Source organism: Agrococcus sp. DT81.2, assembly GCF_049844935.1.
Taxonomy (GTDB): Bacteria; Actinomycetota; Actinomycetes; order Actinomycetales; family Microbacteriaceae; genus Agrococcus.
Map to the genome: position 1 here is coordinate 554,910 of NZ_JBNCLZ010000001.1, position 22,442 is coordinate 577,351.

The 22,442-nt window shown below is 72.4% G+C and carries 21 protein-coding genes; 4 read left to right on the forward strand and 17 right to left on the reverse strand.

The features are described 5' to 3' along the window. The first annotated feature begins 57 nt into the window (after window positions 1-57). Window positions 58-951, forward strand: a complete 894-nt coding sequence (locus tag ACLQ21_RS02660) for a class I SAM-dependent methyltransferase (protein ID WP_425661177.1) — start codon at window positions 58-60, stop codon at window positions 949-951. On the opposite strand, the gene aroQ is transcribed toward ACLQ21_RS02660, so the two are convergent. From aroQ to ACLQ21_RS02720, 12 genes are all read right to left on the reverse strand, one after another. Further along, complete coding sequence (gene aroQ / locus ACLQ21_RS02665; RefSeq protein ID WP_425661179.1) at window positions 952-1,386, reverse strand: type II 3-dehydroquinate dehydratase; 435 nt, start codon at window positions 1,384-1,386, stop codon at window positions 952-954. Window positions 1,387-1,413: 27 nt separating this feature from the next. Next, on the reverse strand, window positions 1,414-1,770 hold the full coding sequence (locus ACLQ21_RS02670) for a VOC family protein (protein WP_425661181.1): 357 nt from the start codon (window positions 1,768-1,770) through the stop codon (window positions 1,414-1,416). 468 nt (window positions 1,771-2,238) lie between these two features. Beyond that, window positions 2,239-3,300: a 3-dehydroquinate synthase gene (gene aroB / locus ACLQ21_RS02675; RefSeq protein WP_425661182.1), complete on the reverse strand. Its 1,062-nt coding sequence runs from the start codon at window positions 3,298-3,300 to the stop codon at window positions 2,239-2,241. 19 nt (window positions 3,301-3,319) lie between these two features. Further along, window positions 3,320-3,895: a shikimate kinase gene (locus ACLQ21_RS02680; protein WP_425661184.1), complete on the reverse strand. Its 576-nt coding sequence runs from the start codon at window positions 3,893-3,895 to the stop codon at window positions 3,320-3,322. Then, window positions 3,892-5,079 carry a chorismate synthase gene (gene aroC, locus ACLQ21_RS02685; protein ID WP_425661186.1) on the reverse strand — a complete coding sequence of 396 codons (1,188 nt, stop codon included), beginning with the start codon at window positions 5,077-5,079 and terminating at the stop codon, window positions 3,892-3,894. Before aroC ends, ACLQ21_RS02680 begins: the two co-directional genes overlap by 4 nt. A 2-nt stretch (window positions 5,080-5,081) precedes the next feature. Next, entirely contained in the window at window positions 5,082-5,948 is an 867-nt protein-coding gene (locus ACLQ21_RS02690) for a shikimate dehydrogenase family protein (RefSeq protein WP_425661188.1), read from the reverse strand. Between the two features lies 1 nt (window position 5,949). Beyond that, window positions 5,950-7,026 (reverse strand): endolytic transglycosylase MltG, encoded by a 1,077-nt coding sequence (gene mltG / locus ACLQ21_RS02695; protein ID WP_425661190.1) that lies wholly within the window; start codon window positions 7,024-7,026, stop codon window positions 5,950-5,952. A 1-nt stretch (window position 7,027) separates the two neighbouring features. Beyond that, entirely contained in the window at window positions 7,028-7,516 is a 489-nt protein-coding gene (ruvX, locus tag ACLQ21_RS02700; RefSeq protein ID WP_425661192.1) for a Holliday junction resolvase RuvX, read from the reverse strand. Between the two features lie 11 nt (window positions 7,517-7,527). Next, window positions 7,528-10,215 carry an alanine--tRNA ligase gene (gene alaS, locus ACLQ21_RS02705; RefSeq protein ID WP_425661194.1) on the reverse strand — a complete coding sequence of 896 codons (2,688 nt, stop codon included), beginning with the start codon at window positions 10,213-10,215 and terminating at the stop codon, window positions 7,528-7,530. 117 nt (window positions 10,216-10,332) lie between these two features. Beyond that, window positions 10,333-10,512, reverse strand: a complete 180-nt coding sequence (locus tag ACLQ21_RS02710) for a hypothetical protein (RefSeq protein WP_425661196.1) — start codon at window positions 10,510-10,512, stop codon at window positions 10,333-10,335. Between the two features lie 114 nt (window positions 10,513-10,626). Further along, window positions 10,627-11,256 carry a 30S ribosomal protein S4 gene (gene rpsD / locus ACLQ21_RS02715; RefSeq protein WP_425661198.1) on the reverse strand — a complete coding sequence of 210 codons (630 nt, stop codon included), beginning with the start codon at window positions 11,254-11,256 and terminating at the stop codon, window positions 10,627-10,629. A gap of 124 nt (window positions 11,257-11,380) precedes the next feature. Beyond that, window positions 11,381-12,697 carry a replication-associated recombination protein A gene (locus tag ACLQ21_RS02720; protein WP_425661200.1) on the reverse strand — a complete coding sequence of 439 codons (1,317 nt, stop codon included), beginning with the start codon at window positions 12,695-12,697 and terminating at the stop codon, window positions 11,381-11,383. Window positions 12,698-12,809: 112 nt separating this feature from the next. Here ACLQ21_RS02720 and ACLQ21_RS02725 point away from each other — a divergent pair, with 112 nt between their 5' ends. After that, window positions 12,810-13,562 (forward strand): peptidylprolyl isomerase, encoded by a 753-nt coding sequence (locus ACLQ21_RS02725; protein WP_425661202.1) that lies wholly within the window; start codon window positions 12,810-12,812, stop codon window positions 13,560-13,562. Between the two features lie 139 nt (window positions 13,563-13,701). After that, entirely contained in the window at window positions 13,702-15,318 is a 1,617-nt protein-coding gene (locus ACLQ21_RS02730) for a DUF349 domain-containing protein (RefSeq protein ID WP_425661203.1), read from the forward strand. Between the two features lie 50 nt (window positions 15,319-15,368). Here the strand turns inward: ACLQ21_RS02730 and ACLQ21_RS02735 are convergent, their stop codons facing one another. Together ACLQ21_RS02735 and ACLQ21_RS02740 are read right to left on the reverse strand one after the other, a co-directional pair. Further along, window positions 15,369-15,857, reverse strand: coding sequence for a DUF6326 family protein (locus tag ACLQ21_RS02735; protein ID WP_425661205.1), 489 nt, complete (start codon window positions 15,855-15,857; stop codon window positions 15,369-15,371). After that, a complete protein-coding gene (locus ACLQ21_RS02740; RefSeq protein ID WP_425661207.1) occupies window positions 15,854-16,582 on the reverse strand; it encodes a hypothetical protein in 729 nt (242 codons plus the stop codon). The genes ACLQ21_RS02735 and ACLQ21_RS02740 overlap by 4 nt, the downstream gene beginning before the upstream one ends. Before the next feature lie 159 nt (window positions 16,583-16,741). Between ACLQ21_RS02740 and ACLQ21_RS02745 the strand changes: the two genes are divergently transcribed. After that, window positions 16,742-17,416 carry a TetR/AcrR family transcriptional regulator gene (locus ACLQ21_RS02745; protein WP_425661209.1) on the forward strand — a complete coding sequence of 225 codons (675 nt, stop codon included), beginning with the start codon at window positions 16,742-16,744 and terminating at the stop codon, window positions 17,414-17,416. Between the two features lie 85 nt (window positions 17,417-17,501). On the opposite strand, the gene ACLQ21_RS02750 is transcribed toward ACLQ21_RS02745, so the two are convergent. Genes ACLQ21_RS02750 through secD form a run of 3 tightly spaced genes read right to left on the reverse strand, consistent with a single transcriptional unit; the run spans window position 17,502 to window position 22,440 of the window. Then, complete coding sequence (locus ACLQ21_RS02750) at window positions 17,502-19,730, reverse strand: RelA/SpoT family protein (RefSeq protein ID WP_425661211.1); 2,229 nt, start codon at window positions 19,728-19,730, stop codon at window positions 17,502-17,504. Between the two features lie 35 nt (window positions 19,731-19,765). Next, a complete protein-coding gene (gene secF / locus ACLQ21_RS02755; protein ID WP_425661213.1) occupies window positions 19,766-20,737 on the reverse strand; it encodes a protein translocase subunit SecF in 972 nt (323 codons plus the stop codon). Then, the gene (secD, locus tag ACLQ21_RS02760) at window positions 20,737-22,440 is read right to left on the reverse strand and encodes a protein translocase subunit SecD (protein WP_425661215.1); all 1,704 of its coding nucleotides are present in this window, start codon (window positions 22,438-22,440) and stop codon (window positions 20,737-20,739) included. Before secD ends, secF begins: the two co-directional genes overlap by 1 nt. Window positions 22,441-22,442: the final 2 nt, after the last annotated feature.

Consider the following 22,442-nt stretch of genomic DNA (forward strand, 5'->3'; position numbering starts at 1 on the left):
GGGCCGACAGACGAGTGTACCGGGCGCTGAGGGCGTCCCCGATCGTAGGCTGGCGGCATGCAGGACGCCTTCGACGCGGAGCACTCCGACGGCCACCGCGTGTCCCACTCGGAGGCGAGCGCCGTCAATCGCGCGAACTGGGACGACCGGGTGCCGATCCACGAGCTGCACTACGAATCGCTCCGGCTGCTGCCCGAGGATCCGACGGCGCTGACCGACGTCGTGCGCCGCGACCTCCCGGTGCTCGCCGGCCTGCTCGGCGCGGACCCCGATGACCCTCTCCCCCTCGCGGGCCGCTCGCTCGCGCACCTGCAGTGCCACATCGGCACCGACACCGTGTCGCTCGCGCACGCGGGCGCATCCGTCATCGGGCTCGACTTCTCGCAGCCCGCGCTCGACGTCGCCGCGCGCCTCTCCGCCGCGTGCCGCGTCGACGCGCGCTGGGTGCGTAGCGACGTGCTCGACGCGGCCGCCGCCATCAGCACCGCGGTCGACGTCGTGTACACGTCGATCGGCACCATCTGCTGGTTCCAGGACCTCGATCTCTGGGCGGCGCAGATCGCCGAGTTGCTCGTGCCCGGCGGCCTGCTCTACTTCCGCGACGCGCATCCCGCGATGCTGGCGCTCGACGACACCGACGCCGACGCGCTGTGCGTCACCCACCGCTACTTCGCGGACGGCACCGCGCTCGAGTGGATCGACGACTCCGCCTACACCGGCGGCGGCGAGCGGGTCGCGCACCCGCGGACGCTCGAGTGGCCGCACTCCGTCTCGGAGATCGTCACGGCACTGCTCGGCGCCGGCTTGCGGATCGTGGCCCTGCACGAGGGCACGGTGCTCGAGTGGGCGGCTCATCCCCGCATGTCGGCGGTCGAGGGCGGCTTCGCGCTGCCCGAGCCGGAGCGGTTGCGCGTGCCCGCGACGCTGACCGTCGCTGCCGCGCGGGAGTGATCAGCGCGCCGCGATCGCCTCGGCGGCGAGCCGGTAGCCGTCGAGGCCGAAGCCCGCGATGACTCCCGTGGCGACCGCCGACACCACGGAGGTGTGGCGGAACGCCTCGCGCGCGTGCGGGTTCGAGATGTGCACCTCGACGAGCGGCGCCACGCCCTGCAGCTGCGCGCAGGCGTCGCGGAGGGCGTATGAGTAGTGCGTGAACGCCGCCGGGTTGAGGATCACCGGCGTGCGCGCGTCGACGGCCTCGTGGATCCACCCGACGAGCTCCGCCTCGTCGTCCGTCTGCCGCACGTCCGGCTCGATCGGTGCATCCGCCGTGCCGACCGAGGCCACGAGCGGTGCGATGTCGGCGAGCGTCGCCGTGCCGTACACGTCGGGCTCCCGCGTGCCGAGCCTGCCGAGGTTCGGTCCGTTGAGGACGAGGATGCGCATGCCGCCAGTCTGGCAGGCGCGGCAGCGCTACATCTCGCCCTCGAAGAGTCCGATGCTGTTGCCGTCGGGGTCGGTGAACACGGCCCACCAGCTGGTCGGCGTGATCTCCTCCTTCGGCAGGGTGACCGAGCCGCCGAGCTGCTCCGCCTTCGCGAGGGCTTCGTCGATCGAGTCGACCTCGATCACCGAGCGGGGCTGCGTGAAGCCCTCCTCGCGGGCGGTGAGGGCGCCGCCGGAGACGCCGTTCGGCGCCTGCCACATGGGGTAGCCCTCGTAGCCCTCTGACTCGGTGATCTGCCAGCCGAAGATGCTGCTGTAGAACTCGGTCGCGCGGGCCATGTCGCTGACAGGGATCTCGAGATGCGTGATGTCGCCGTGTGCCATGGCAGGGAGTCTGCACCGCGAGGCGCGGGTGTGCAATGGGTCGCCCGCTCGGCCGCGCCGCTCTCCGCCTCGAGTGGCGCCGCCCGCAGGTGAGTGGCGCCGCGCGCGGGTGAGTGGCGCCCTCCGCAAGTGAGTGGCGCCTCCCGTAGGTGGGTGGCGCCCCCCGCACGTGAGTGGCGCCTTCCGGGATCAACACGCATTCGGGATGCGACGCAGCCCGCCGTGCACCGGAGCAGCCACTCAGATGCCGGAGCCGCCACTCAGATGCCGGAGCCGCCACTCAGATGCCGGAGCCGCCACTCAGATGCCGGAGCCGCCACTCAGATGCTGGAGCCGCCACTCACCTGCCGGAGCCGCCACTCACCTGCCGGAGCCGCCACTCACCTGCCGGAGGCGCCACTCACCTGCCGGAGGCGCCACTCAGATGCCGGAGCCGCCACTCAGGCCCTGCGGGCGGATGGGCGGGGCTCAGTCGGCGAGGGATTGGTAGGCCATGAAGAGCAGGCTGTCGTCGGGGCCCTCGAGGATGCGGGGCTTCGCGACGTCGTCGAGCACGACGAAGCGCAGCATCGAGCCCCGCGTCTTCTTGTCCTTGCGCATGGTGCCGAGCACCGTCTGCCAGCGGCCCACCGGGTAGGTCGTGGGCAGCTCGAGCGACTGCAGGATGGCCCGGTGGCGGTCGACGACGGGCTCCGGGAGCCGGCCGGCGAGCCGCGACAGCTCGGCCGCGAACATCATGCCGATCGAGACCGCCGCGCCGTGGCGCCAGCGGTAGCGCTCGGTGTGCTCGATCGCGTGGCCGAGCGTGTGCCCGTAGTTCAGGAACTCGCGCTCGCCGTGCTCGCGGAAGTCGTTCGCGACCACGCGCGCCTTCACCTCGATCGCACGCGCGATGGCCTCCTGGAACTCCGGCGTCGACGGGTCGGTCGTCGCGTCCAGGGAGTCCTCCAGCAGCTCGAGGATGCGCGGCTCGGCGATGAAGCCGGCCTTCACCACCTCCGCGAAGCCCGTGAGCAGCTCGTTGCGCGGCAGCGAGTCGACGAGCTCGAGGTCGGCGACGACCGCCGCCGGGTGGTGGAACGCGCCCACGAGGTTCTTGCCCTGCTCGGTGTTGATGCCGGTCTTGCCGCCGACGGCCGCATCGACGATGCCGAGCACGCTCGTCGGCGCCTGGATGATGCGCACGCCGCGCAGCCACGTCGCGGCGACGAACCCGGCCAGGTCGGTGACGGCGCCGCCGCCGAGGCCGAGCACGGCATCCGTCCTCGAGAACTCCGCCTGCCCCATGATCTGCCACAGGAACTGTGCGACCTCGATGCGCTTCGCCGCCTCGGCGTCGGGCACCTCGGCGAGCAGCACCTCGACGTCGAGCTCGGCCTTGATGTGGTCGGCGATGCGGCTCATGGCTGGCTGGTGCACGACGAGCAGCCGGGTGGCGTCGCCGAGCGACGCGCGGATGCGGTCGACCAGGATGCCCCTGCCGACGTGGACCTCGTAGGGCGCCTCGGTCTCGACGCGGATGGTGGTCATGCGCTCCCCCTCTGGTGTGTCACAGCTCGCGCTCCGCGAGCCAGGCCTCGAGCCGGTCGACCAGCTGGGCCATGGGCGTCCTCGACGTGTCGACGACGGTGTCCGCGAGCTCGCGGTAGATCGGTTCGCGCTCGGCGGCGACCCGCCGCCACGCGGTGATGCCGTCCGCGACGAGCGGACGGCCGCCACCGGAGAGGCGGCGCTCGACCACCTGCTCGTCGACGGTGACGAGCACGACGGTCGCGTGCGCGAGGAGCGCGCGGGTGCGCTCGTCGAGCACCGCTCCCCCGCCGAGCGCGACGACCGCGCCGGGCACGAGCGCGCGGCGCACGGCCTCCGCCTCCCAGCGCCGGAACGCGACCTCGCCGTGCTCGGCGAAGATCTGCGGGATGGGCCCGTGCTCGAGCACGACGACCTTGTCGGTGTCGGCGAAGGTGCGGCCGATGCGCGCTGCGAGCTTGCGGCCGAGCGACGACTTGCCCGCGGCCATGGGACCGATGAGGGCGACGGGCGGCACGGTGCCCGCCTCGTCGCCGGGCCGGGGGGCGGGCAGCGTGCCCGCCTCGTCGCCGGGCCTCGGGCCGTCGGCGGTCACGGCGTGGTGCGCAGCTGCTCGGGGATCGCGGCGAGGTAGGCGTCGAGGTTCCTGCGCGTCTCGGCGACGGAGTCGCCGCCGAACTTCTCGACCATCGCGTCGGCGAGCACGAGCGCCACCATGGCCTCGGCGACGACCCCGGCCGCGGGCACGGCGCACACGTCGCTGCGCTGGTGGTGCGCCTGCGCAGCCTCACCGGTGGCGACGTCGATCGTGCGCAGCGCGCGCGGCACCGTCGCGATGGGCTTCATGCCCGCGCGCACGCGCAGCGGGTCGCCGGTCGTCATGCCGCCCTCGATGCCGCCGGCCCGGCCGGTCTCGCGGTGCACGCCGCCGTCGCCGACGACGAGCTCGTCGTGCGCGACGCTGCCGCGGCGGCGCGTCGTCTCGAAGCCGTCGCCCACCTCGACGCCCTTGATCGCCTGGATGCTCATGAGCGCCTGCGCGAGCCGGCCGTCGAGCCTGCGGTCCCAGTGCACGTACGAGCCGAGCCCGGGCGGCAGCCCGTAGGCGAGCACCTCGACGATGCCGCCGAGCGTGTCGCCCGCGCGACGCGCGTCCTCGACCTCGGCGAGCATCGCGGCGCTCGTCTCGGCGTGGAGGCAGCGCAGCTCGTCGGCGTCGAGCCGGTCGACGTCGTCGGGCACGGGGAGCGCGGCGTCCTCGGGCACGCGCACGGGACCGATCGAGAGCGTGTGGCTCACGAGCCGCACGCCCAGCTCGCCGAGGAAGGCACGGGCGACGGCGCCGAGCGCGACGCGGGCAGCGGTCTCGCGGGCGCTCGCCCGCTCGAGCACGGGTCGGGCCTCGTCGAAGCCGTGCTTCTGCATGCCGACGAGGTCGGCGTGGCCCGGGCGCGGTCGCGTGAGCTTCGCGGCGCGGGCACCGGTGAGCGCCTCCTGCAGCGGTGCGGCGCCCATCACCTCGGTCCACTTGGGCCACTCGGTGTTGCCGATGCGCAGCGCGATGGGCCCGCCCTGCGTCTCGCCGTGGCGCACGCCGCCGGAGATCGACAGCTCGTCCTGCTCGAACTTCATGCGGGCGCCGCGGCCGGCGCCGAGCTTGCGCCGCTGCAGGTCGGCCTGGATCTGCTCCGCGGTGATGGGCACGCCCGCGGGCATCCCTTCGAGGAGGGCGAGCAGTTCGGGGCCGTGGGATTCCCCGGCGGTGAGCCAGCGCAGCATGCTCACGATTCTTCCAGAGAGTCGGATGCCCGGACGCCGGTCCCGCGCGCGACGAGCGCGGCACGCATCGCGGCCACCACGCGCGGCTCATCGGGCAGCGGCGCGTCGACGTCCCCGAGCGCGAAGATCCGCACCTGCAGCACAGCCTGCTGCAGCAGCATCGCCCGGCCGTCGATGACTCGTCCCGCGGGCAGCGCGCCGAGGAACCGCGACCCCTCGGGGCGGGCGTAGTCGGCGTCGAGCAGCAGCACGGGCGGCGCCGCGAAGCTGGCGGTCGCGTCCGCTGCCGCGGGCAGCGTCGAGACCGCGGCGTCGACGCCGGGGAGCGGTGCCTCGAGCCCCTGCACCGCGAGCGTCACGCCGAGCTCGGCGGCGAGCTCGCGGAGCCGCGCCGCCTTCGCCGGTGTGCGGAGGGCGACCGTGACGTGCCGGGCGCCCATCCGGGCGAGCGCGAGGAGCGCCGTCTGGGCGGTCGCGCCCGCACCCACGATCGCGCCGGTCCCGGCGTCGTCGAGGCCCGCATCCGCGAACGCGCGCACGATGCCGCCGACGTCGGTGCTCCAGCCGCGGAGCCGCCCGTCGTGCCCGCGCAGGAGCGTGTTCGCCGTGCCGGTCGCGCGGGCGAGCGGGTCGAGCTCGTCGGCGATGGCCGCGGCGTCGTCCTTGTGCGGCGCCGTCACCGACAGGCCCAGCCACTCCGGCCCGAGCGCGTCGACGAACGATCGGAGCCCGTCGGGCGGGACAGCGCAGCGCCCGTAGTCCCAGTCGAGGCCGAGCTCGCGCGCCGCCGCGCCGTGCAGCGCGGGCGACAGCGAGTGCTCGACCGGCCAGCCGACGACGGCGAGCCGGCGGGTACCGGCTCCCGTCACGTCAGCCGCCCCAGCCCGGGTTGTCGCGCAGGAACTGCTGGAACTGCGCGACCCCGACCTCGTGCTCGGCGAGCGTCTCGGAGAAGACCGTCTCGCCCGTCTCGGGGTTGACCGTCACGAAGTAGAGCCAGTCGCCCTCGGTCGGCGAGAGCGCCGCCTGGATCGCGGTGTCGCCGGGCGCGCCGATCGGCCCGACCGGGAGGCCCGGGTTCGCGTAGGTGTTGTACGGGTTGCCGGCGTCGGCGCGCTCCTCCGCCGTCGTCGTGACGACGTGCAGGTTGCCGGTGCCGTAGGCGACGGTCGCGTCTGACTGGAGCGGCATGCCGATGTCGAGGCGGTTCTGGAACACGCGCGCGACGCGACCGAAGTCGTCGGGCAGCCGAGCCTCGCGCTGCACGATGGAGGCGAAGATGAGCACGCGCTCCTGGTCGGCCTCCGCCACGCCGGCGGCCTCGAGCGCCTGCCGCTGGCGCTCGACCATCGCCGTGAGCACGTCGACCGCGGTGACGCCCTCGTCGAACGTGTACGTCGCGGGGAAGAGCCAGCCCTCGAGCGAGACGGCGTTCTCGGGCAGCCCGAACTGCGTGAGGTCGCCGGATGCTTGGAGCAGCTCGGCCTGCGGGATGCCGAGGTCGCGCTCGAGCCGCTCGAACACCTGCGGCAGCGTGTAGCCCTCCGGCACCGTGACCCGGAGCTCGACCTTGTTCGCGGGGTCGACGAGCGCGTCGACGGCGCCCTGCGCCGACATCTGCTGCATGAGCCGGTACGCGCCGGGCTGCAGCTGGATCGACGGGTCGGCGACCAGGATGTCGGTGAACGCCTCGGCGCTCGCCACCACATCCTGCTCGACGAGCGTCGCCGCGACGTCGTAGCCGTTCTGGCCCGACTGCACCTGCACGATCACCTCGCCGGTGCCCGGCCCCGGGTAGTCCTCCGGCCCGCTGAAGCGGTCGATGACGCGCGGGATGGCCCAGGCCGCGGCGATGCCGATGCCCGCCAGGATCACGAGCGCGACGATCGCGCCGATGAGCCGCCTGCGGCCCCGCTGCTTGCGCTCGCGCGCACGACGTCCAGCCATGTCAGTCCTCTCGCGGCGCGGCCTCGTTGCCGCGCTCGTCGTCGCCGGTGGAGAGCAGCTCGCCGGGCGCGCGCCCGGCTGCCCGTTCGCTGTCGAGCGCGTGCTGCAGGATGACGACCGCGGCCGCCTGATCGATGCTCGACCGCTGCTGGCGGCTCGACTTTCCCGCGGCTCGCATGCCGGCGGATGCGGTGACGGTCGAGAGCCGCTCGTCGACGAGCCGCACCGGGATCGCCGTGGCGAGCAGCGCCGCGATGTCGCGCGCGTCCTGGGTGCTGGGGGTGTCGCCGCCCGAGAGCGAGATGGGCAGGCCCACGACCGCCTCGATGGCGTCGAGCTCGGCGGCGATCTCCCGCAGCCGCGCGACGACGTCGGTCGACGCGCGCTGGATCGTCTCGACCGGGGTCGCGAGCAGCCCGTCGCGGTCGGATCGAGCGACGCCGACGCGCGCGCGGCCGACGTCCACGCCGATCCGCACGCCCTGGCGCATGCCCGAGCCGCTCAGCGGTCGCTCCCTGCTCGACCGGCCCCGGCCCGCTCGACCCCGGTCCGCACGGCCGCGATGGCAGCCGGCATCGCGCTCGCGTCCTGGCCACCGCCCTGCGCCATGTCGGGCTTGCCGCCGCCGCCGCCGCCGAGCGCGCCGGCCGCCGCCTTCGCGAGCGGACCGGCCGCGACGCCGGTGTCGCGAGCCGCCTGGTTCGTGGCGACCACGATCGCGGGCTTGCCGTCGACGGCGCCGCCGATCGCGACGACCGCGGCGTCGCCGCCGAGGCGCTCGCGCACCTGCGCCGCGAGCGATCGCAAGTCGTCCGCGGACGAGACCGAGCCGAGGTCGACCGCTGCGAAGCGGACGTCGCCGAGGCGCTCGGCGCTGTCGGCGATCGGCTGCACACGCCCGGCGAGCTGCTGCGACTCGAACTCCGCGATGCGCTTCTCAGCCGTCTTGAGCGACGCGACGAGCTCCTGGATGCGACCGGGCAGCTGCTCCTTGGGCGTCTTGAGCATCGAGGTGAGCTCGCTCACGAGCGAGCGCTCCGCGACCAGCTGCCGGAACGCATCCGGCCCGACCGCCGCCTCGACGCGGCGGCTCGTCGAGCCGACGCTCGCCTCGCTCGTGATCGAGATGAGGCCGATCTGGCTCGAGGCGGCGACGTGCGTGCCGCCGCACAGCTCGCGCGACCACGGGCCGCCGATGTCGACCATCCGCACCGAGTCGCCGTACTTCTCGCCGAACAGCGCCATCGCGCCGAGCGACTTCGCCTCGTCGAGCGGCATGACCCGCGTCTCGACCGGCAGGTCGTCGCGGATCGCCGTGTTCGCGATCCCCTCGAGCTCTTGCCGCATGTCGCTCGAGAGCGCGCTCGACCACGAGAAGTCGAGGCGCATGTAGCCGGCCTTGTTGTAGGAGCCGGACTGGTGGGCGTCCGGGCCGAGCAGCTGGCGCAGTGCCGCGTGCACGACGTGCGTCGCCGAGTGCGCCTGGTTCGCGGCGCGGCGGTAGAGCGGGTCGACGACGGCGTGCGCGACGTCGCCGACAGCCATCTCGCCCGAGGTGACGCGCACGGTGTGGCTCACGAGACCCGCGATGGGCCGCTGCACGTCGAGCACGTCGGCCTCGAACCCCGCGCCGATGAGCCGGCCCTGGTCGCTCTCCTGACCGCCCGACTCGGCGTAGAGCGCGGTGGCGGTCAGCACGACCTCCACCTCCTGCCCAGTGCTCGCCGCGGCGACCTGCGCGCCGTCGGCGATGATGCCGATGACCTCGCCGTCGGCCTCGAGCTCGTCGTAGCCGAGGAACGCGGTCTCGCCCTTCGCCCGCAGGTCGCTGTAGACCGACAGGTCGGCGAGCTGCTTGCGCCGCGACTTCGCGTCGGCCTTCGCGCGCGTGCGCTGCTCGCTCATGAGCGTCTCGAACGTGGGGCGGTCGACCTGCAGGCCCGCCTCCTCCGCGATCTCCATCGTGAGGTCGATCGGGAAGCCGTACGTGTCGTGCAGCAGGAACGCCGTCCTGCCGGGCACGACGTTGCCCGAGTCGCGGCGCACGTCGGCGATCGCGAGGTCGAGCACGGTCGAGCCCGACTCGAGCGTCGACCGGAACGTCTCCTCCTCGGCCACGGCCATCCGCTCGATGCGCGGGTACGCCTGCTCGAGCTCGGGGTAGGCGGTGGCCATCGCGTCGCGGCTCGCGCCGAAGAGCGTCGGGAAGGTCGGGTCCTGCACGCCGAGCAGCCGCATCGAGCGGATCGCGCGGCGCATGAGTCGACGCAGGATGTAGCCGCGGCCGTCGTTGCCGGGGGTGACGCCGTCGCCCATGAGCATGAGCGACGAGCGGATGTGGTCGGCGATGACGCGCATGCGCACGTCGTCCTCGTGCACGGCGCCGTAGCGCCGGCCGGAGAGCTCGCTCGCGAGGTCGAGCACGGGGCGCACCTGGTCGATCTCGTACATGTTCGGCACGCCCTGCTTGAGGAAGGCGATGCGCTCGAGCCCCATGCCGGTGTCGATGTTCTTGCTCGGCAGCTCGCGCACGATCGTGAACTCGGTCTTCGAGCGCACGTCGGCGATCTCGTCCTGCATGAAGACGAGGTTCCAGATCTCGACGTAGCGGTCGCTGCCGGTGGCCGGCCCGCCCTCGGGCCCGTACTCCGGGCCGAGGTCGTAGAAGATCTCGGAGTCGGGGCCGGCGGGGCCAGGCTGCCCGGTCATCCAGTAGTTGTCCTCGAGCCCGAGGCGCTGGATGCGCGACGCGGGGATGTCGGTGACCTCGAGCCAGAGGCGCTCGGCCTCGTCGTCGGTCTCGTAGACCGTCACCCAGAGCCGCTGCGGATCGAAGCCGTAGTGCCCGTCGGACTCGGAGCCCGTCAGCAGCTCCCACGCGTAGCCGATCGCCTCGCGCTTGAAGTAGTCGCCGAACGACCAGTTGCCGGCCATCTGGAAGAACGTGCCGTGGCGCGGGGTGCGCCCGACCTCCTCGATGTCGTTCGTGCGGATGCACTTCTGCACGTCGGCAGCGCGCGGCCACGGGGCAGGCACCCTGCCGGAGAGGTACGGGATGAACGGCACCATGCCGGCGATCGTGAACATGATCGCCGGGTCGTCGCTCACGAGCGAGGCGGACGGCACGATCTGGTGGTCGCGGCGCTCGAAGTAGCTCAGGAAGCGGCTGTGGATGTCTGCGGTCTGCATGTGGGTCAGGTCTCTCCAGCCCGCTGTGGGCCTGACGGATGTGGGCGTGAGGGCCGGGTCACGGCCGGTGGCATGACGAGCCCGGGCGCATCGCGCCCGGGCTCGGATCGACTGTCGTCACTCGCCTCGCAGCTCGCGGTCGCGAGCCTGGTAGCCGTCCTTGACTGCGTCCGTGAACTCACGGCCGCGCGCGTCGACGTTGTCGAGGAACGCCTTGCCCTTCTCGGTGTCCTCGATGCGGCGGGCGGCGAAGACGCCGATGACGACGCCGATGGCCAGGAACAGGAGCTTCTTCACAGCGGGTCCCCCTCGTGTCACGCTCTCCCCCGGGGCCGGTCGGCGCCGGGGCTTCGACAGTCTAACGACGAGAGGGGCCGCCTTCCGGCGACCCCTCTGCGTTCGCTGCGCGGATCAGCGCGCGGCGTAGTACTCGACGACGAGCTGGACCTCGGCCACGACGGGCACCTCTGCGCGCTTCGGGCGGCGCACGAGGCGCGCCTGCAGGCGGTCGAGCTGCACGTCGAGGTACGGCGGGACCGGGGGCAGCACACCGGCGTGACCGCCGGCGGCGGCGACCTGGAACGGCTCCATGCCGGCCGAGCGCTCGTGCACGTGGATGGTCTGACCCGGCTTCACGCGGAACGACGGGCGGTCGACGCGCTGGCCGTCGACCATGATGTGGCGGTGCACGACCATCTGGCGGGCCTGCGACATCGTGCGGGCGAAGCCCGAGCGGAGCACGAGTGCGTCGAGGCGCATCTCGAGCAGCTCGACCAGGTTCTCACCGGTCAGGCCGGCCTGGCGGCGGGCCTCGTTGAACGCGATGCGGAGCTGCTGCTCGCGGATCCCGTACTGGGCGCGCAGGCGCTGCTTCTCGCGGAGGCGGACGGCGTAGTCGCTGTCGGCCTTGCGCTTGGTGCGGCCGTGCTGGCCGGGGCCGTAGGGGCGCTTCTCGAGGTAGCGCGCCGCCTTCGGGGTCAGGGCGATGCCGAGGGCGCGCGAGAGGCGCGTCTTCGACCGGGTACGGGACTTCGTGGACATGACTTCCTTCGCTGATTCGCTGCCGCGCGAGCGGCTGTCCCGGCACAGTGCCAGGACCTAAGGAGGGGGGCGGGCCCGGCGGCGCGGCGATGCCGGCCTGTGGACCAGCGACAAGGCTACCAGATCAGGCGTCGCCGGCCAGGATCCGGCGGATGCGCTCGAGCCGAGCGGCGATGTCGCGCTCGAAGCCGTGCTGCCCCGGCTCGTAGTAGCGGCGGCCCACGAGCGGGTCGGGCAGGTGCTGCTGGGTGGCGACCCCGTGGGGCGCGTCGTGGGCGTAGCGGTAGCCCTTGCCATGACCGAGGCGCTTCGCGCCGGCGTAGTGCGCGTCGCGCAGGTGGTTCGGGACGCGTCCGAAGTCGCCGGCGCGCACGTCGGCGATGGCACGGTCGATGCCGAGGTAGGAGCGGTTCGACTTGGGTGCGGTGGCGAGGTAGACCACCGCCTCGGCGAGCGGGATCCGGCCCTCGGGCATGCCGATCATCTGCACCGCGGTGGCGGCGGCCGTCGCGATCACGAGGCCCTGCGGGTCGGCCATGCCGATGTCCTCGCTCGCGAGCACGATGACGCGCCGGGCGATGAAGCGCGGGTCCTCCCCCGCCTCGATCATGCGCGCGAGGTAGTGGAGGGCCGCGTCGGGGTCGGAGCCGCGCACCGACTTGATGAACGCGGAGATGACGTCGTAGTGCTCGTCGCCCTGGCGGTCGTACCGCAGCAGCGCGCGGTCGACGGCGCTCGCGACCGCGTCGGCCGTGACCGTGGCGGGCACGGCGTCGCCCGCCGCCTCGAGCGCATGCGCCCCTGCCGCCTCGAGCGCGGTGAGGGCGCGCCTGGCGTCGCCGGAGGAGAGGCGGACGAGCTGGGCGCGGGCCTCGGGCTCGAGCTCGATGGCACCGTCGAAGCCGCGCGGGTCGGCGATGGCGCGCTCGATGAGCTCGACGATGTCGTCGTCGCCGAGCGGTTCGAGCGTGAGCAGCAGCGAGCGCGACAGCAGGGGGCTCACGACGCTGAACGACGGGTTCTCGGTCGTGGCGGCGATGAGGGTGACCCAGCCCTGCTCGACGCCCGGGAGCAGCGCGTCCTGCTGCGCCTTCGTGAACCGGTGGATCTCGTCGAGGAACAGCACGGTGGAGCGCGAGAAGAGGTCGCGCTCGTTCAGCGCCTCCTCCATCACCTGCCGCACGTCCTTGACGCCGGCCGTCACGGCGCTCAGCTCGACGAAGCGCCGGTCGGAGGAGTGCGCGATCGACTGCGCGAGCGTCGTCTTGCCGGTGCCCGGCGGGCCCCACAGGATGACGCTCTGCCCGCTCGCGCCGTCGGACGGCGCGGCGAGCCTGCGCAGCGGCGAGCCCGGCCCGAGCAGGTGGCGCTGGCCGACGACCTCGTCGAGGCTCGTGGGGCGCATGCGCACCGCGAGCGGCGCTGTCGTCCCCCTGGCCATGCCTCCATGCTAGGCGGCGCCGCCCACGCGCCGCGGCCCGGCCGTGCGCCGACGACGGGGTAGCCTGATCCGCGGCCGCGCGGGCGCGCGGCAGCCGTCCGGAGGAGAGCCCGTGGTCACGAAGCAGGAGCAGGAGCGCCGCGTGCGCGACTATCGCGCGCGGCAGGCGCTGCACCAGCGTCGCAAGCGGCGGCAGCGGCGCGACTCGCTCATCGGCGCAGGACTCGCCCTCGTGGTGCTCGTCGGCGGCACGGCGCTGCTCTCGACCGTGCAGCCGCCCGCGCCGGCGGCCAGCGAGAGCGCTGCGCCGACCGAGACCACCGCCGCCGACTCGCTCGTGCCCGACCCCTCGCTCGCCGAGGGGCGCACCTGGACGGGCGCGCTCACGCTCAACGGCATCGAGCTCGGCGTCGAGCTCGACGGCGCCGCGGCCCCGCAGGCCGTCTCGGCAGTGCTCGCCGACACGCAGCGCGACTACTACGACGGCAAGTCGTGCCACCGCCTCACGACGAGCGAGGGCTTCAGCGTGCTGCAGTGCGGCTCGGCCGACGGTCAGGGCAGCGGCGACCCCTCGTACATGTACGGACCCGTCGAGAACGCGCCGGCCGATGACGTCTACCCGGAGGGCACCATCGCGATGGCCCGCCAGGGCGGCAACGCCGACTCCAACGGCCACCAGTTCTTCATCGTCTACGGCGACACCACCATCCCCTCCGACAGCGCGGGCGGCTACAGCGTGATCGGCCGCGTCACGTCGGGCCTCGACCAGCTGCGCACCGACGTCATCTCGCTCGGCACCGAGGGCGGCGTCCCCGACGGCCCGCCCGCGGAGCCGGTCGCGATCGACGACTTCGTGCTGCAGTAGCGAGCACCCTCCGCCCATCGGAGCCGGGACCCGGGACGGGCCCCTGCCCTGGGGTCGCGCAGCGGCCCGAAAGGGCCTCTGCGCCAGCTCCACCGCGCTAGGCTCGACCTGCCCGTTCCCTCGTACGAGAGACTCAGTCATGCCCGAGCCCATCCAGCCCACCGACTCCGCCCCCGCGGAGGAGACCACCGCCCCCGACGAGGCTGCCGCCGAGCAGCCCGCCGCCGAGGCGGCTCCCGCCGCGCCCGACGCGGCGCAGCCCGCCGAAGGTGACGTCCCCGCTGATGACGCTCCGCTCTCCGCCGCCGAGATGACCGCGGCGGCCGACGCCGCGGCCGGCATCCCCGCCGAGCACGCCGTCGCCGAGCTGAGCGCCGACGAGGCCCTCGTCGAGCCGGCCGAGCAGCCCGCCGCCGAGCCGGCCGAGCAGCCGGCCGCCGAGCCGGCCGAGCAGCCCGCCGCCGAGCCGGCCTCCGAGGAGTCTGCGCCCGACGCGGAGCCCGCAGCCGCCGCAGAGCCCGAGATGGGCGAGCCCGTCGTCGAGCGCGGTCTCGGCCGCGTCGACGCGACCGGCACCGTCGCCGTCAAGGAGGGTGAGCGCTGGCGCGTGGTCGGACAGTTCCCCGACGTCGAGGCCACCGAGGCGCTCGCCTACTTCGAGCGCAAGTTCGCTGACCTCGAGGGCCAGGTGCGGCTGCTCGAGCAGCGCATCCGCGGCGGCGCGAGCGCGCGCGACGTCGCGAAGGCCGCCTCGCACCTCCACTCGACCGTCTCGGAGGCGAGCGCCGTCGGCGACATCCCGTCGCTCCTCACCCGGCTCGACGCGCTGCGCGGCGAGCTCGGCGAGCTCGAGGCGAAGCAGCAGGCCGCGAGCAAGGCCGAGCTCGACGAGGCGATCGCCGAGCGCACCCGCGTCGTCGAGGCCATCGAGCAGCTCGCCGCCGGGGACCTCGAGAACGTGCAGTGGAAGCAGACCATGCAGCGCGTCGACGCGCTCTTCGCCGACTGGCAGCGGCTCCAGAAGGACGGCCCGCGCATCTCGAAGGGTCAGGCCGACTCGCTCTGGAAGCGCTTCCGCGACGCGCGCGCCACGCTCGAGGGCGCTCGCCGCCGCTTCTTCGCCGACCTCGACGCATCCCACAAGGACGTGCGCGCGCGCAAGCAGGCGCTCGTCGACCAGGCGAAGGCCCTTGCGCCCAAGGGCGTCGACGGGATCCCCGCGTACCGCTCGCTGCTCGACGAGTGGAAGAACGCCGGCCGAGCGGGGCGCAAGATCGACGACGCGCTGTGGGCGCAGTTCAAGGAGGCCGGCGACGTCCTGTTCGCGGCCAAGGCGGAGCAGTCCGCCGTCGACAACGAGGAGTACTCGGCCAACCTGACCGCGAAGCGCGCGCTCCTCGAGGAGGCTGCCCCGATCCTGCAGCTCAAGGACCGCGCTGCCGCGCGCGAGGCGCTGCTGCCGATCCAGCAGCGCTGGGACGAGATCGGTCGCGTGCCGCGCGAGGCGCTGCGCGAGGTCGAGGACCGGATGCGGGCGATCGAGACGCACGTGCGCGAGCTCGACGAGCAGCACTGGAAGTCGTCGAACCCCGAGCGGAAGGCGCGCTCCGAGGGTCTCGCCGGACAGCTCGAGGACGCCATCGAGAAGCTCGAGGCGGAGGTCGCCGCGGCGACCGACCCGAAGCAGAAGGCCGAGCTCGAGGCCGAGCTGGCCACCAAGCGCTCCTGGCTCGAGGTCGTCGCCGCCGCGGGCTGAGCGAGCAGCACGAGAGAGGGCCGGCGCAGCGCGCCGGCCCTCTCTCGTGCTCATCCGCCGGTGAGCTCGGCGGCGGGCGTCGCGCCTCCGGCTGGGACGGCGAGGGTCCGGGGCCAGGTCCAGGCGGAGCGCAGGATGAAGCCGAGGACGATCACTTCCAGTGCGACGCCAAGGACGTAGAAGTACATCCAGGGCTGGCCCACCTGGCCCACCGCGTTGAATGCCGCGAATGGGATCTGCATCGAGGCCACGATGAGGTTCGTGATGCGGTTGGCCCTGGCGGGCAGTGTCATCGACAGCACGACCATGGAGATCGGGATCGTCAGGAGGATCAGGGCCGTGATCGCCCAGGTCGGCGTGATGTCGAACTCCCAGACGACGCCGACCAGGATGTCATCGACGACGCCGGGCTTGTAGAGGCCGAGGACGTCCACGTAGACGTAGAGGAGCATGACGCTGGTCCAGGCTGCCGCGAGCTTGGCCTGCACGGGGATCGGCGGGGTGTCGAGCGGGTTCGAGCTGCTCGTTCGGATGGTCATCGCTTCTTCTTCCGGTCGTGGGTCGATGCGTTGTCGGGATGGTCGGCCGTTCGAGCGCGCACCAGCCGTACACCGGTCGCAAGCAGCCACACGAGCCAGGCGGCGAAGCCGGGCAGCCCCACGAACAGGAGTGCCGAGCCGTCCGCGATCGCGAGGTTGGCCGCTCCGGCGGCGAGCAGCAGACCTCCCCCGGTCACGCCGAGCAGACGCTGCCACCGAGGCGTCAGCCGGCTCGAGTGCGTCGCCAGCGCAGCGCCGATGAAGGTGGTGCCGAGCGCCGGCAGCGCCAGCGCGTACGCTGCGGCATGCAGCTGCCAGACGACCTCGAACGCCGGGCTGGGCTCGGCGAGCTCGTCGGCGGACAGCACGACTCCGATCCACAGCACGCTGTAGAGCGCGAGGACCGCCGAGACCGTCGCGCCCGCAGCCACGGCAAGGCGCGACCAGTCCGCGCCTGCACCGCCGCGACGCCCGACGACCCCGTGGAGGCCCGTCAGGAACCCGAGCAGCAGCGGCAGGTGCAGCGCTTCCTGGCCGACCGCGATCGCGACCGTGAGCCGGTGCTGCGCGTGCCAGGCGAGCACCTCCTCGATCGGGTCCCCGAAGGCGGGAGGTCCGGTTGCGACGAACATCGCGTTCTGGATCGCCATCGACGCTGCGAGCACGATGGCCGTTGCGCCGACGACCCGCATCGTCGCGGCAGCGGGCGGACTCGCCCCTGGCACCGCGCGCGCTCCGCCACTCGATCGCTGTTCGATTCCCACAGACGCCTCCTGCTCCGAGCTGCGACGCTCGCTCCTTCGTACACTGTACGCGTACACTGTACGAAGCACTATGGGCGTACGCTGTACGATTGTCAAGGCCCGTCCGAAGTGAGGAGATCCGTGTCCGCGAGGGAGCAGCGCCAGGTCGCGTCAGACGCGGGGCTCAGCAAGCCGCGCGTGGTGGTCGAGGCGGTCCGGCTCGCCGACCGCGAGGGGGTCGAGGGGCTGAGCATGCGCCGGCTGGCTGGCGCGCTCGGCGCGGGCGCGATGTCGCTCTACCACTACGTGGCGAACAAGGAGGAGCTGCTGGACGCCATGATCGACCTCGTGTTCGACGAGATCGAGCTCCCGCCCCAGGAGGCCGACTGGCAGTCGGCGATGCGTCAGCGGTCAGCATCCGCTCGCCGGGTTCTGGCGTCCCACCCGTGGGCGATCAGCCTGATGGAGTCACGGACAGCGCCCGGGCCCGCGAACCTCCGCCACCACGAAGCGGTCACCGCTTGCCTACGGAGAGCCGGCTTCTCGCCCTTGATGGCGACGCACGCCAATTGGCTGCTCGACAGCTACGTCTACGGCTTCGCCCTGCAAGAGGCCAGCCTGCCGTTCGACACCGCCGATGAGCTCGCCGACATGACCGAGGACGTCTTCCTGCCTCTGCTCCCGGCCGACGAGTTCCCCTACCTCAATGAGTCCGCCGCGGCGCTGGTCGCTGCCGGCTTCGACCCGGCGGAGCAGTTCGTCTTCGGCCTCGATCTCGTCCTCGCCGCCCTCGAGCCGCTGAGAGCCTCCGCATAGCCACGCTCACGGGCCGTCGCACAGCCTCTGCACCGCAGTTCCGATCCGCACCGCCGGCTGCATCTGACGACACCCGCTGGCGAGCTCAGCCCGTCGTGATCCTGTAGACGTCGTAGACGCCGTCGATGCGGCGGACGGCGTTCAGCACGTGATCGAGGTGCGTGACGTCGCCCATCTCGAACGCGAAGCGGCTGAGCGCGAGCCGGTCGGTGCCGGTGTGCACGCTCGCCGAGAGGATGTTCACGTGGTGCTCGGTGAGCACGCGCGTGATGTCGCTCAGCAGGCCGGAGCGATCGAGCGCCTCGACCTGGATGTTCACGAGGAACAGCCCCTTCGACGTGGGCGCCCACTCGACCTCGATCATGCGCTCGGGCTCGGCGAGCAGGCCCTGCACATTCGGGCACGAGCGCTGGTGCACGCTCACGCCCTGGCCGCGGGTCACGAAGCCGACGATGTCGTCGCCGGGCACCGGGGTGCAGCACTTCGAGAGCTTCACGAGGATGTCGTCGGCACCGCGCACGAGCACGCCCGACGAGCTCGTCGACACCCGCGTTGCGGTGCGGGTGGGCAGCACGGGCTCCGGCTCGTCGTCGTCGCCGCCCTCGTCGGCGCGGATGGCCGCGACGACCTTCTCGAGCACCGACTGGGTCGAGACGTGGCCCTCCCCCACGGCCGCGTACAGCCCCGTGACGTCGTCGTACTTCAGCTGCGCCGCGACCTGCGCGAACGCATCCCGCCCCATCAGCTTCTGGAGCGGCAGGTCGTGCCTGCGCATCGCCTTGGCGATCGCCTCCTTGCCGACCTCGACCGCCTCGTCGCGGCGCTCGCGCTGGAACCACTGCCGGATCTTGCTGCGGGCGCGCGGCGAGGTGACGAAGCCCTGCCAGTCCTGGCTCGGCCCGGCGTCGGGGTTCTTCGACGTCAACACCTCGACGATGTCACCGGTCGTCAGCCTCGTGTCGAGCGGCACGAGCCGGCCGTTGACCTTCGCGCCCATGGTGCGATGGCCGACCTCGGTGTGCACGGCGTAGGCGAAGTCGACGGGGGTCGCGCCGGCGGGCAGGCCGATGACCTTGCCCTTGGGCGTGAAGACGTACAGCTCCTTCGCGCCGATCTCGAACCGCAGGGAGTCGAGGAACTCGCCCGGGTCGGTCGTCTCCTCCTGCCAGTCGTTGATGTGCGCGAGCCACGCCATGTCGGTCGACGACATCGCGCCGCCGCCCTGCTTGTACTTCCAGTGCGCCGCGACGCCGTACTCGGCGCGCCGGTGCATCTCCTCCGTGCGGATCTGGATCTCGACGTGGTGGCCGCGGGGGCCGATGACGGTCGTGTGCAGCGACTGGTAGAGGTTGAACTTCGGCGTCGCGATGTAGTCCTTGAGCCGGCCGGGCATCGGCTGCCAGCGCGCATGGATCGCGCCGAGCACGGCGTAGCAGTCGCGCACGGTCGGCACGATGACGCGCACGCCGACGAGGTCGTAGATGTCGGCGAAGTCGTGGCCGCGCACCTGCATCTTGTTGTAGATCGAGTAGTACTGCTTAGGTCGGCCGGCGATGCGGCCGCGGATCTTCGCGGCCCGCATGTCCTCGGTCAGGCCGGCGACGACGTCGTCGAGGTAGCGCTCGCGCTCGGGCGCGCGGGCCTCGACGAGGTTCTTGATCTCGAGGTAGACCTTCGGCTGCAGCACCGCGAACGAGAGGTCCTCGAGCTCGACCTTGATCGTCTGGATGCCGAGCCGGTGCGCGAGCGGTGCGTAGATCTCGATCGTCTCGCGCGCCTTGCGCTGCGCCGACTCGTCCGAGACGAAGCCCCACGTGCGGGCGTTGTGCAGCCGGTCGGCGAGCTTGATGACGAGCACGCGGATGTCCTTCGACATCGCGACGACCATCTTGCGCACCGTCTCGGCCTGCGCCGTCTGCCCGTACTTCAGCTTGTCGAGCTTCGTCACGCCGTCGACGAGCATCGCGATCTCGTCGCCGAAGTCGGCCCTGCACTGCTCGAGCGTGTAGGTCGTGTCCTCGACGGTGTCGTGCAGCAGCGCGGCGGCGACGGTGATGGCACCGATGCCGAGGTCGGCGAGGATCTGCGCCACGGCGACCGGATGCGTGATGTACGGCTCACCGGACTTGCGGTACTGGCCCTTGTGGGCCTCCTCCGCGACGATGTACGCCCGCTGGATGAGCCCGGTGTCGGCCTTCGGGTGCTGCGACTTGACGGTGCGGATGAGCTCGTCGACCGCCCCCGCGCGGTGCGAGCGCGAGAAGAGGAAGGGCAGCAGCGTGCGGAAGCCGCCGGACGGCTGCGTCTCGCTCATGCCCTTCCTCCTCTCGTGTCAGGCCGGCTCGCGGCTCAGACGACCGCCCCGCGCTCGCGCTGCGGCTTGATCGCCTCGGCTGCGATCGTGTCACCCTGGCGCAGCCAGGCGTACACGGGTGCCGCGACGAAGATCGACGACCAGGTGCCGACGATCGTGCCGATGAAGAGCGCGAGCGAGATGTCGCGGAGCGTGCCGGCGCCGAGCAGCAGCGCGCCGATGAACAGGATGGACGCGATCGGCAGCGTCGCGACGATCGAGGTGTTGATCGACCGCACGATCGTCTGGTTCACGGCCAGGTTGATGTTGTCGAGCAGACCGCCGCTCGTGCCCGGCGCCGTGTTCTCGCGCACCTTGTCGAACACCACGACGGTGTCGTACAGCGAGTAGCCGAGGATCGTCAGGAAGCCGATCACCGCGGCAGGCGTCACCTCGAAGCCGATGATGCCGTAGACGCCGGCCGTGACGAGCAGGTCGAACGCGAGCGACGCGAGCGCGGCCACCGACATCTTCCAGGTGCGGAAGTAGACGGCGAGCACGATCGAGACGAGCACGAGGAACGTCACGAGCGCCTGCAGCGACTGCCGGGTCACGTCCTGGCCCCACGAGGGGCCGACGAACGAGAGCGCGACCTCGCCGGTCTCGACCCCGTAGGTCTCGGCGAGCGCGGCGCGGATCTCTGCCGCCTGCTCCTCGGTGACTGCGTCGGTCTGCACGCGCACGGTGTCGGCGCCGAGCGTCGCGACGCGAGCCTCCGAGTCGGGCACGACCGACTCGACGGCCTCCGCGGCGCCCTCGACCGAGGACTGCTGGAGACCGGAGACCCGGAACTCGCTGCCGCCGGTGAACTCGATGCCGAACACGAAGCCGCCGCGCAGCACGGTGCCGAGCGCGAGCAGGATGAGGATGCCCGCAGCGATCGCGAGCCAGAACTTGCGCTTGGGGACGACCGGGAGGGACCGCTCGCCCGTGTAGAGCTCGTTGCCGATCGTGGTGAGCGATGCCATCAGTTCTCCTTGCCGGTGCCGGGGCGGGGAGCGACGCTCGCACCCGCGCCTGCGCCGACGCCCGCGCCGACGGACGCCTTGCGCTCGGCGATCGTCTGGCGCTTCTGCGCCTCCTTCGACGAGCGCGCCGCCCTGCCGGCCGCGACCGGCTCGCGGAACTTCGCGCGGCCGCGGTAGACCGCGCCGAGCGCCTGCGGGTCTAGCCCGCTGAGCCGGTGGCCCGACGAGAAGAACCGGGTGCGGGAGAGCACGCGCAGCAGCGGATGCGTGAAGAGCGCGACCACGACGATGTCGATGAACGTCGTGATGCCGAGCGTGTACGCGAAGCCGCGCACGTTGCCGACCGACAGCAGGTAGAGGATCACGGCGGCGAGGAAGCTGACGGCATCCGACACGAGGATCGTGCGGAACGCGCGCTTCCAGCCAGTCTCGAGCGCGCTCGAGAGGTGCTTGCCCTCGCGCAGCTCGTCGCGGATGCGCTCGAAGTAGACGATGAACGAGTCGGCGGTGATGCCGATCGCGATCACGAGGCCGGCGATGCCGGCGAGCGAGAGGCGGTAGCCCTCGGTGCTCGACAGGAAGTTGACGACGAGGTACGTCAGGATCGCCGCGATGCCGAGCGAGAGCACGACCACGAGGCCGAGCGCCCGGTACTGGAGCACCGAGTAGAGCACGACGAGGATGAGGCCGATGAGGCCCGCGAGCAGACCGGCCTGCAGCTGGCTCGCGCCGAGCGTCGGCGAGATGGTCTCGTTCGACTGCACCTGGAAGCCGATCGGCAGCGCGCCGAAGCGGAGCTGGTCGGCGAGGCTCTGCGCGCCCTCCTGCGTGAAGCCGCCGGTGATCTGCGCGTTGCCGTCGGTGATGACGGCGTTCGACGTGATCGGCATGAGCACGGTGGCGTCGAGCACGACCGCGAACTGGTTCTGCGGCTCGGGGAGGCCGGTGATCGCGCGCGTGACCGCGTCGAAGGCCGCCGGGCCGTCACCGTCGAGCTCGAGGTTCACGCCCCAGCCGCCGGTCGCCTGGCCCTGGCTGTTCGTCGCTGCGGAGACCTGCGCGTCGGCGATGTCGGCGCCCTCGACCACGACGGGGCCGAGGATGAAGCGAGCGGTGCCGTCGGTCGAGCACGTGATGTACGGCTGGTCGGCGGGCGCCGGCACCGTGGTGTCGACGTCGGCGCACTGGAACGCGTCGAACTCGGCCTGCAGCTCGGGCGTGATCCACGCCTGGTCCCACGCGGTCTCGGGCGTCGCGGCCGGCTCGGTGCTCTCGGGCGCCGGCGCGGCGGGGGGCGTGGCGCCCGGCGCGTTCGCCGGAGCCGACTGCAGCACGGGGCGGAACTCCATCTTGGCGCTCGCCTGGATGCGCTGCATCGTGGCGGCGTCGGGCTCGCCCGGGAGGGCGACGACGATGTTCTGGCCGCCCTGGGTGGTGATCTCAGCCTCGGAGACGCCCGAGGCGTCGACGCGCTGGCGGATGATCGCGACGGCCTGGTCGAGCTGCTCCTGCGTGACGGAGGCGCCCTCGGCGAGCTGCGGCTCGAGCACGATCTGCGTGCCGCCCTCGAGGTCGAGGGCGAGGCTGGGCGTCCACGAGCCGCCGCCCCATTGGACGGCGGAGAAGTTGACGCCGATGAGACCGGCGATCAGGACGACCAGCCAGATGAGGGCGCGACCGCCCCGCGCGCGAGCCTTCGCCACGG

Excerpts from the sequence above, each read along its gene's own strand:
- ACLQ21_RS02660 (WP_425661177.1), top strand. The coding sequence starts at position 58 with ATGCAGGACGCCTTCGACGCGGAGCACTCCGACGGCCACCGCGTGTCC.
- aroQ (WP_425661179.1), bottom strand. The coding sequence starts at position 1,386 with ATGCGCATCCTCGTCCTCAACGGACCGAACCTCGGCAGGCTCGGCACG.
- ACLQ21_RS02670 (WP_425661181.1), bottom strand. The coding sequence starts at position 1,770 with ATGGCACACGGCGACATCACGCATCTCGAGATCCCTGTCAGCGACATG.
- aroB (WP_425661182.1), bottom strand. The coding sequence starts at position 3,300 with ATGACCACCATCCGCGTCGAGACCGAGGCGCCCTACGAGGTCCACGTC.
- aroC (WP_425661186.1), bottom strand. The coding sequence starts at position 5,079 with ATGCTGCGCTGGCTCACCGCCGGGGAATCCCACGGCCCCGAACTGCTC.
- mltG (WP_425661190.1), bottom strand. The coding sequence starts at position 7,026 with ATGGCTGGACGTCGTGCGCGCGAGCGCAAGCAGCGGGGCCGCAGGCGG.
- ruvX (WP_425661192.1), bottom strand. The coding sequence starts at position 7,516 with ATGCGCCAGGGCGTGCGGATCGGCGTGGACGTCGGCCGCGCGCGCGTC.
- alaS (WP_425661194.1), bottom strand. The coding sequence starts at position 10,215 with ATGCAGACCGCAGACATCCACAGCCGCTTCCTGAGCTACTTCGAGCGC.
- rpsD (WP_425661198.1), bottom strand. The coding sequence starts at position 11,256 with ATGTCCACGAAGTCCCGTACCCGGTCGAAGACGCGCCTCTCGCGCGCC.
- ACLQ21_RS02720 (WP_425661200.1), bottom strand. The coding sequence starts at position 12,697 with ATGGCCAGGGGGACGACAGCGCCGCTCGCGGTGCGCATGCGCCCCACG.
- ACLQ21_RS02730 (WP_425661203.1), top strand. The coding sequence starts at position 13,702 with ATGCCCGAGCCCATCCAGCCCACCGACTCCGCCCCCGCGGAGGAGACC.
- ACLQ21_RS02735 (WP_425661205.1), bottom strand. The coding sequence starts at position 15,857 with ATGACCATCCGAACGAGCAGCTCGAACCCGCTCGACACCCCGCCGATC.
- ACLQ21_RS02750 (WP_425661211.1), bottom strand. The coding sequence starts at position 19,730 with ATGAGCGAGACGCAGCCGTCCGGCGGCTTCCGCACGCTGCTGCCCTTC.
- secF (WP_425661213.1), bottom strand. The coding sequence starts at position 20,737 with ATGGCATCGCTCACCACGATCGGCAACGAGCTCTACACGGGCGAGCGG.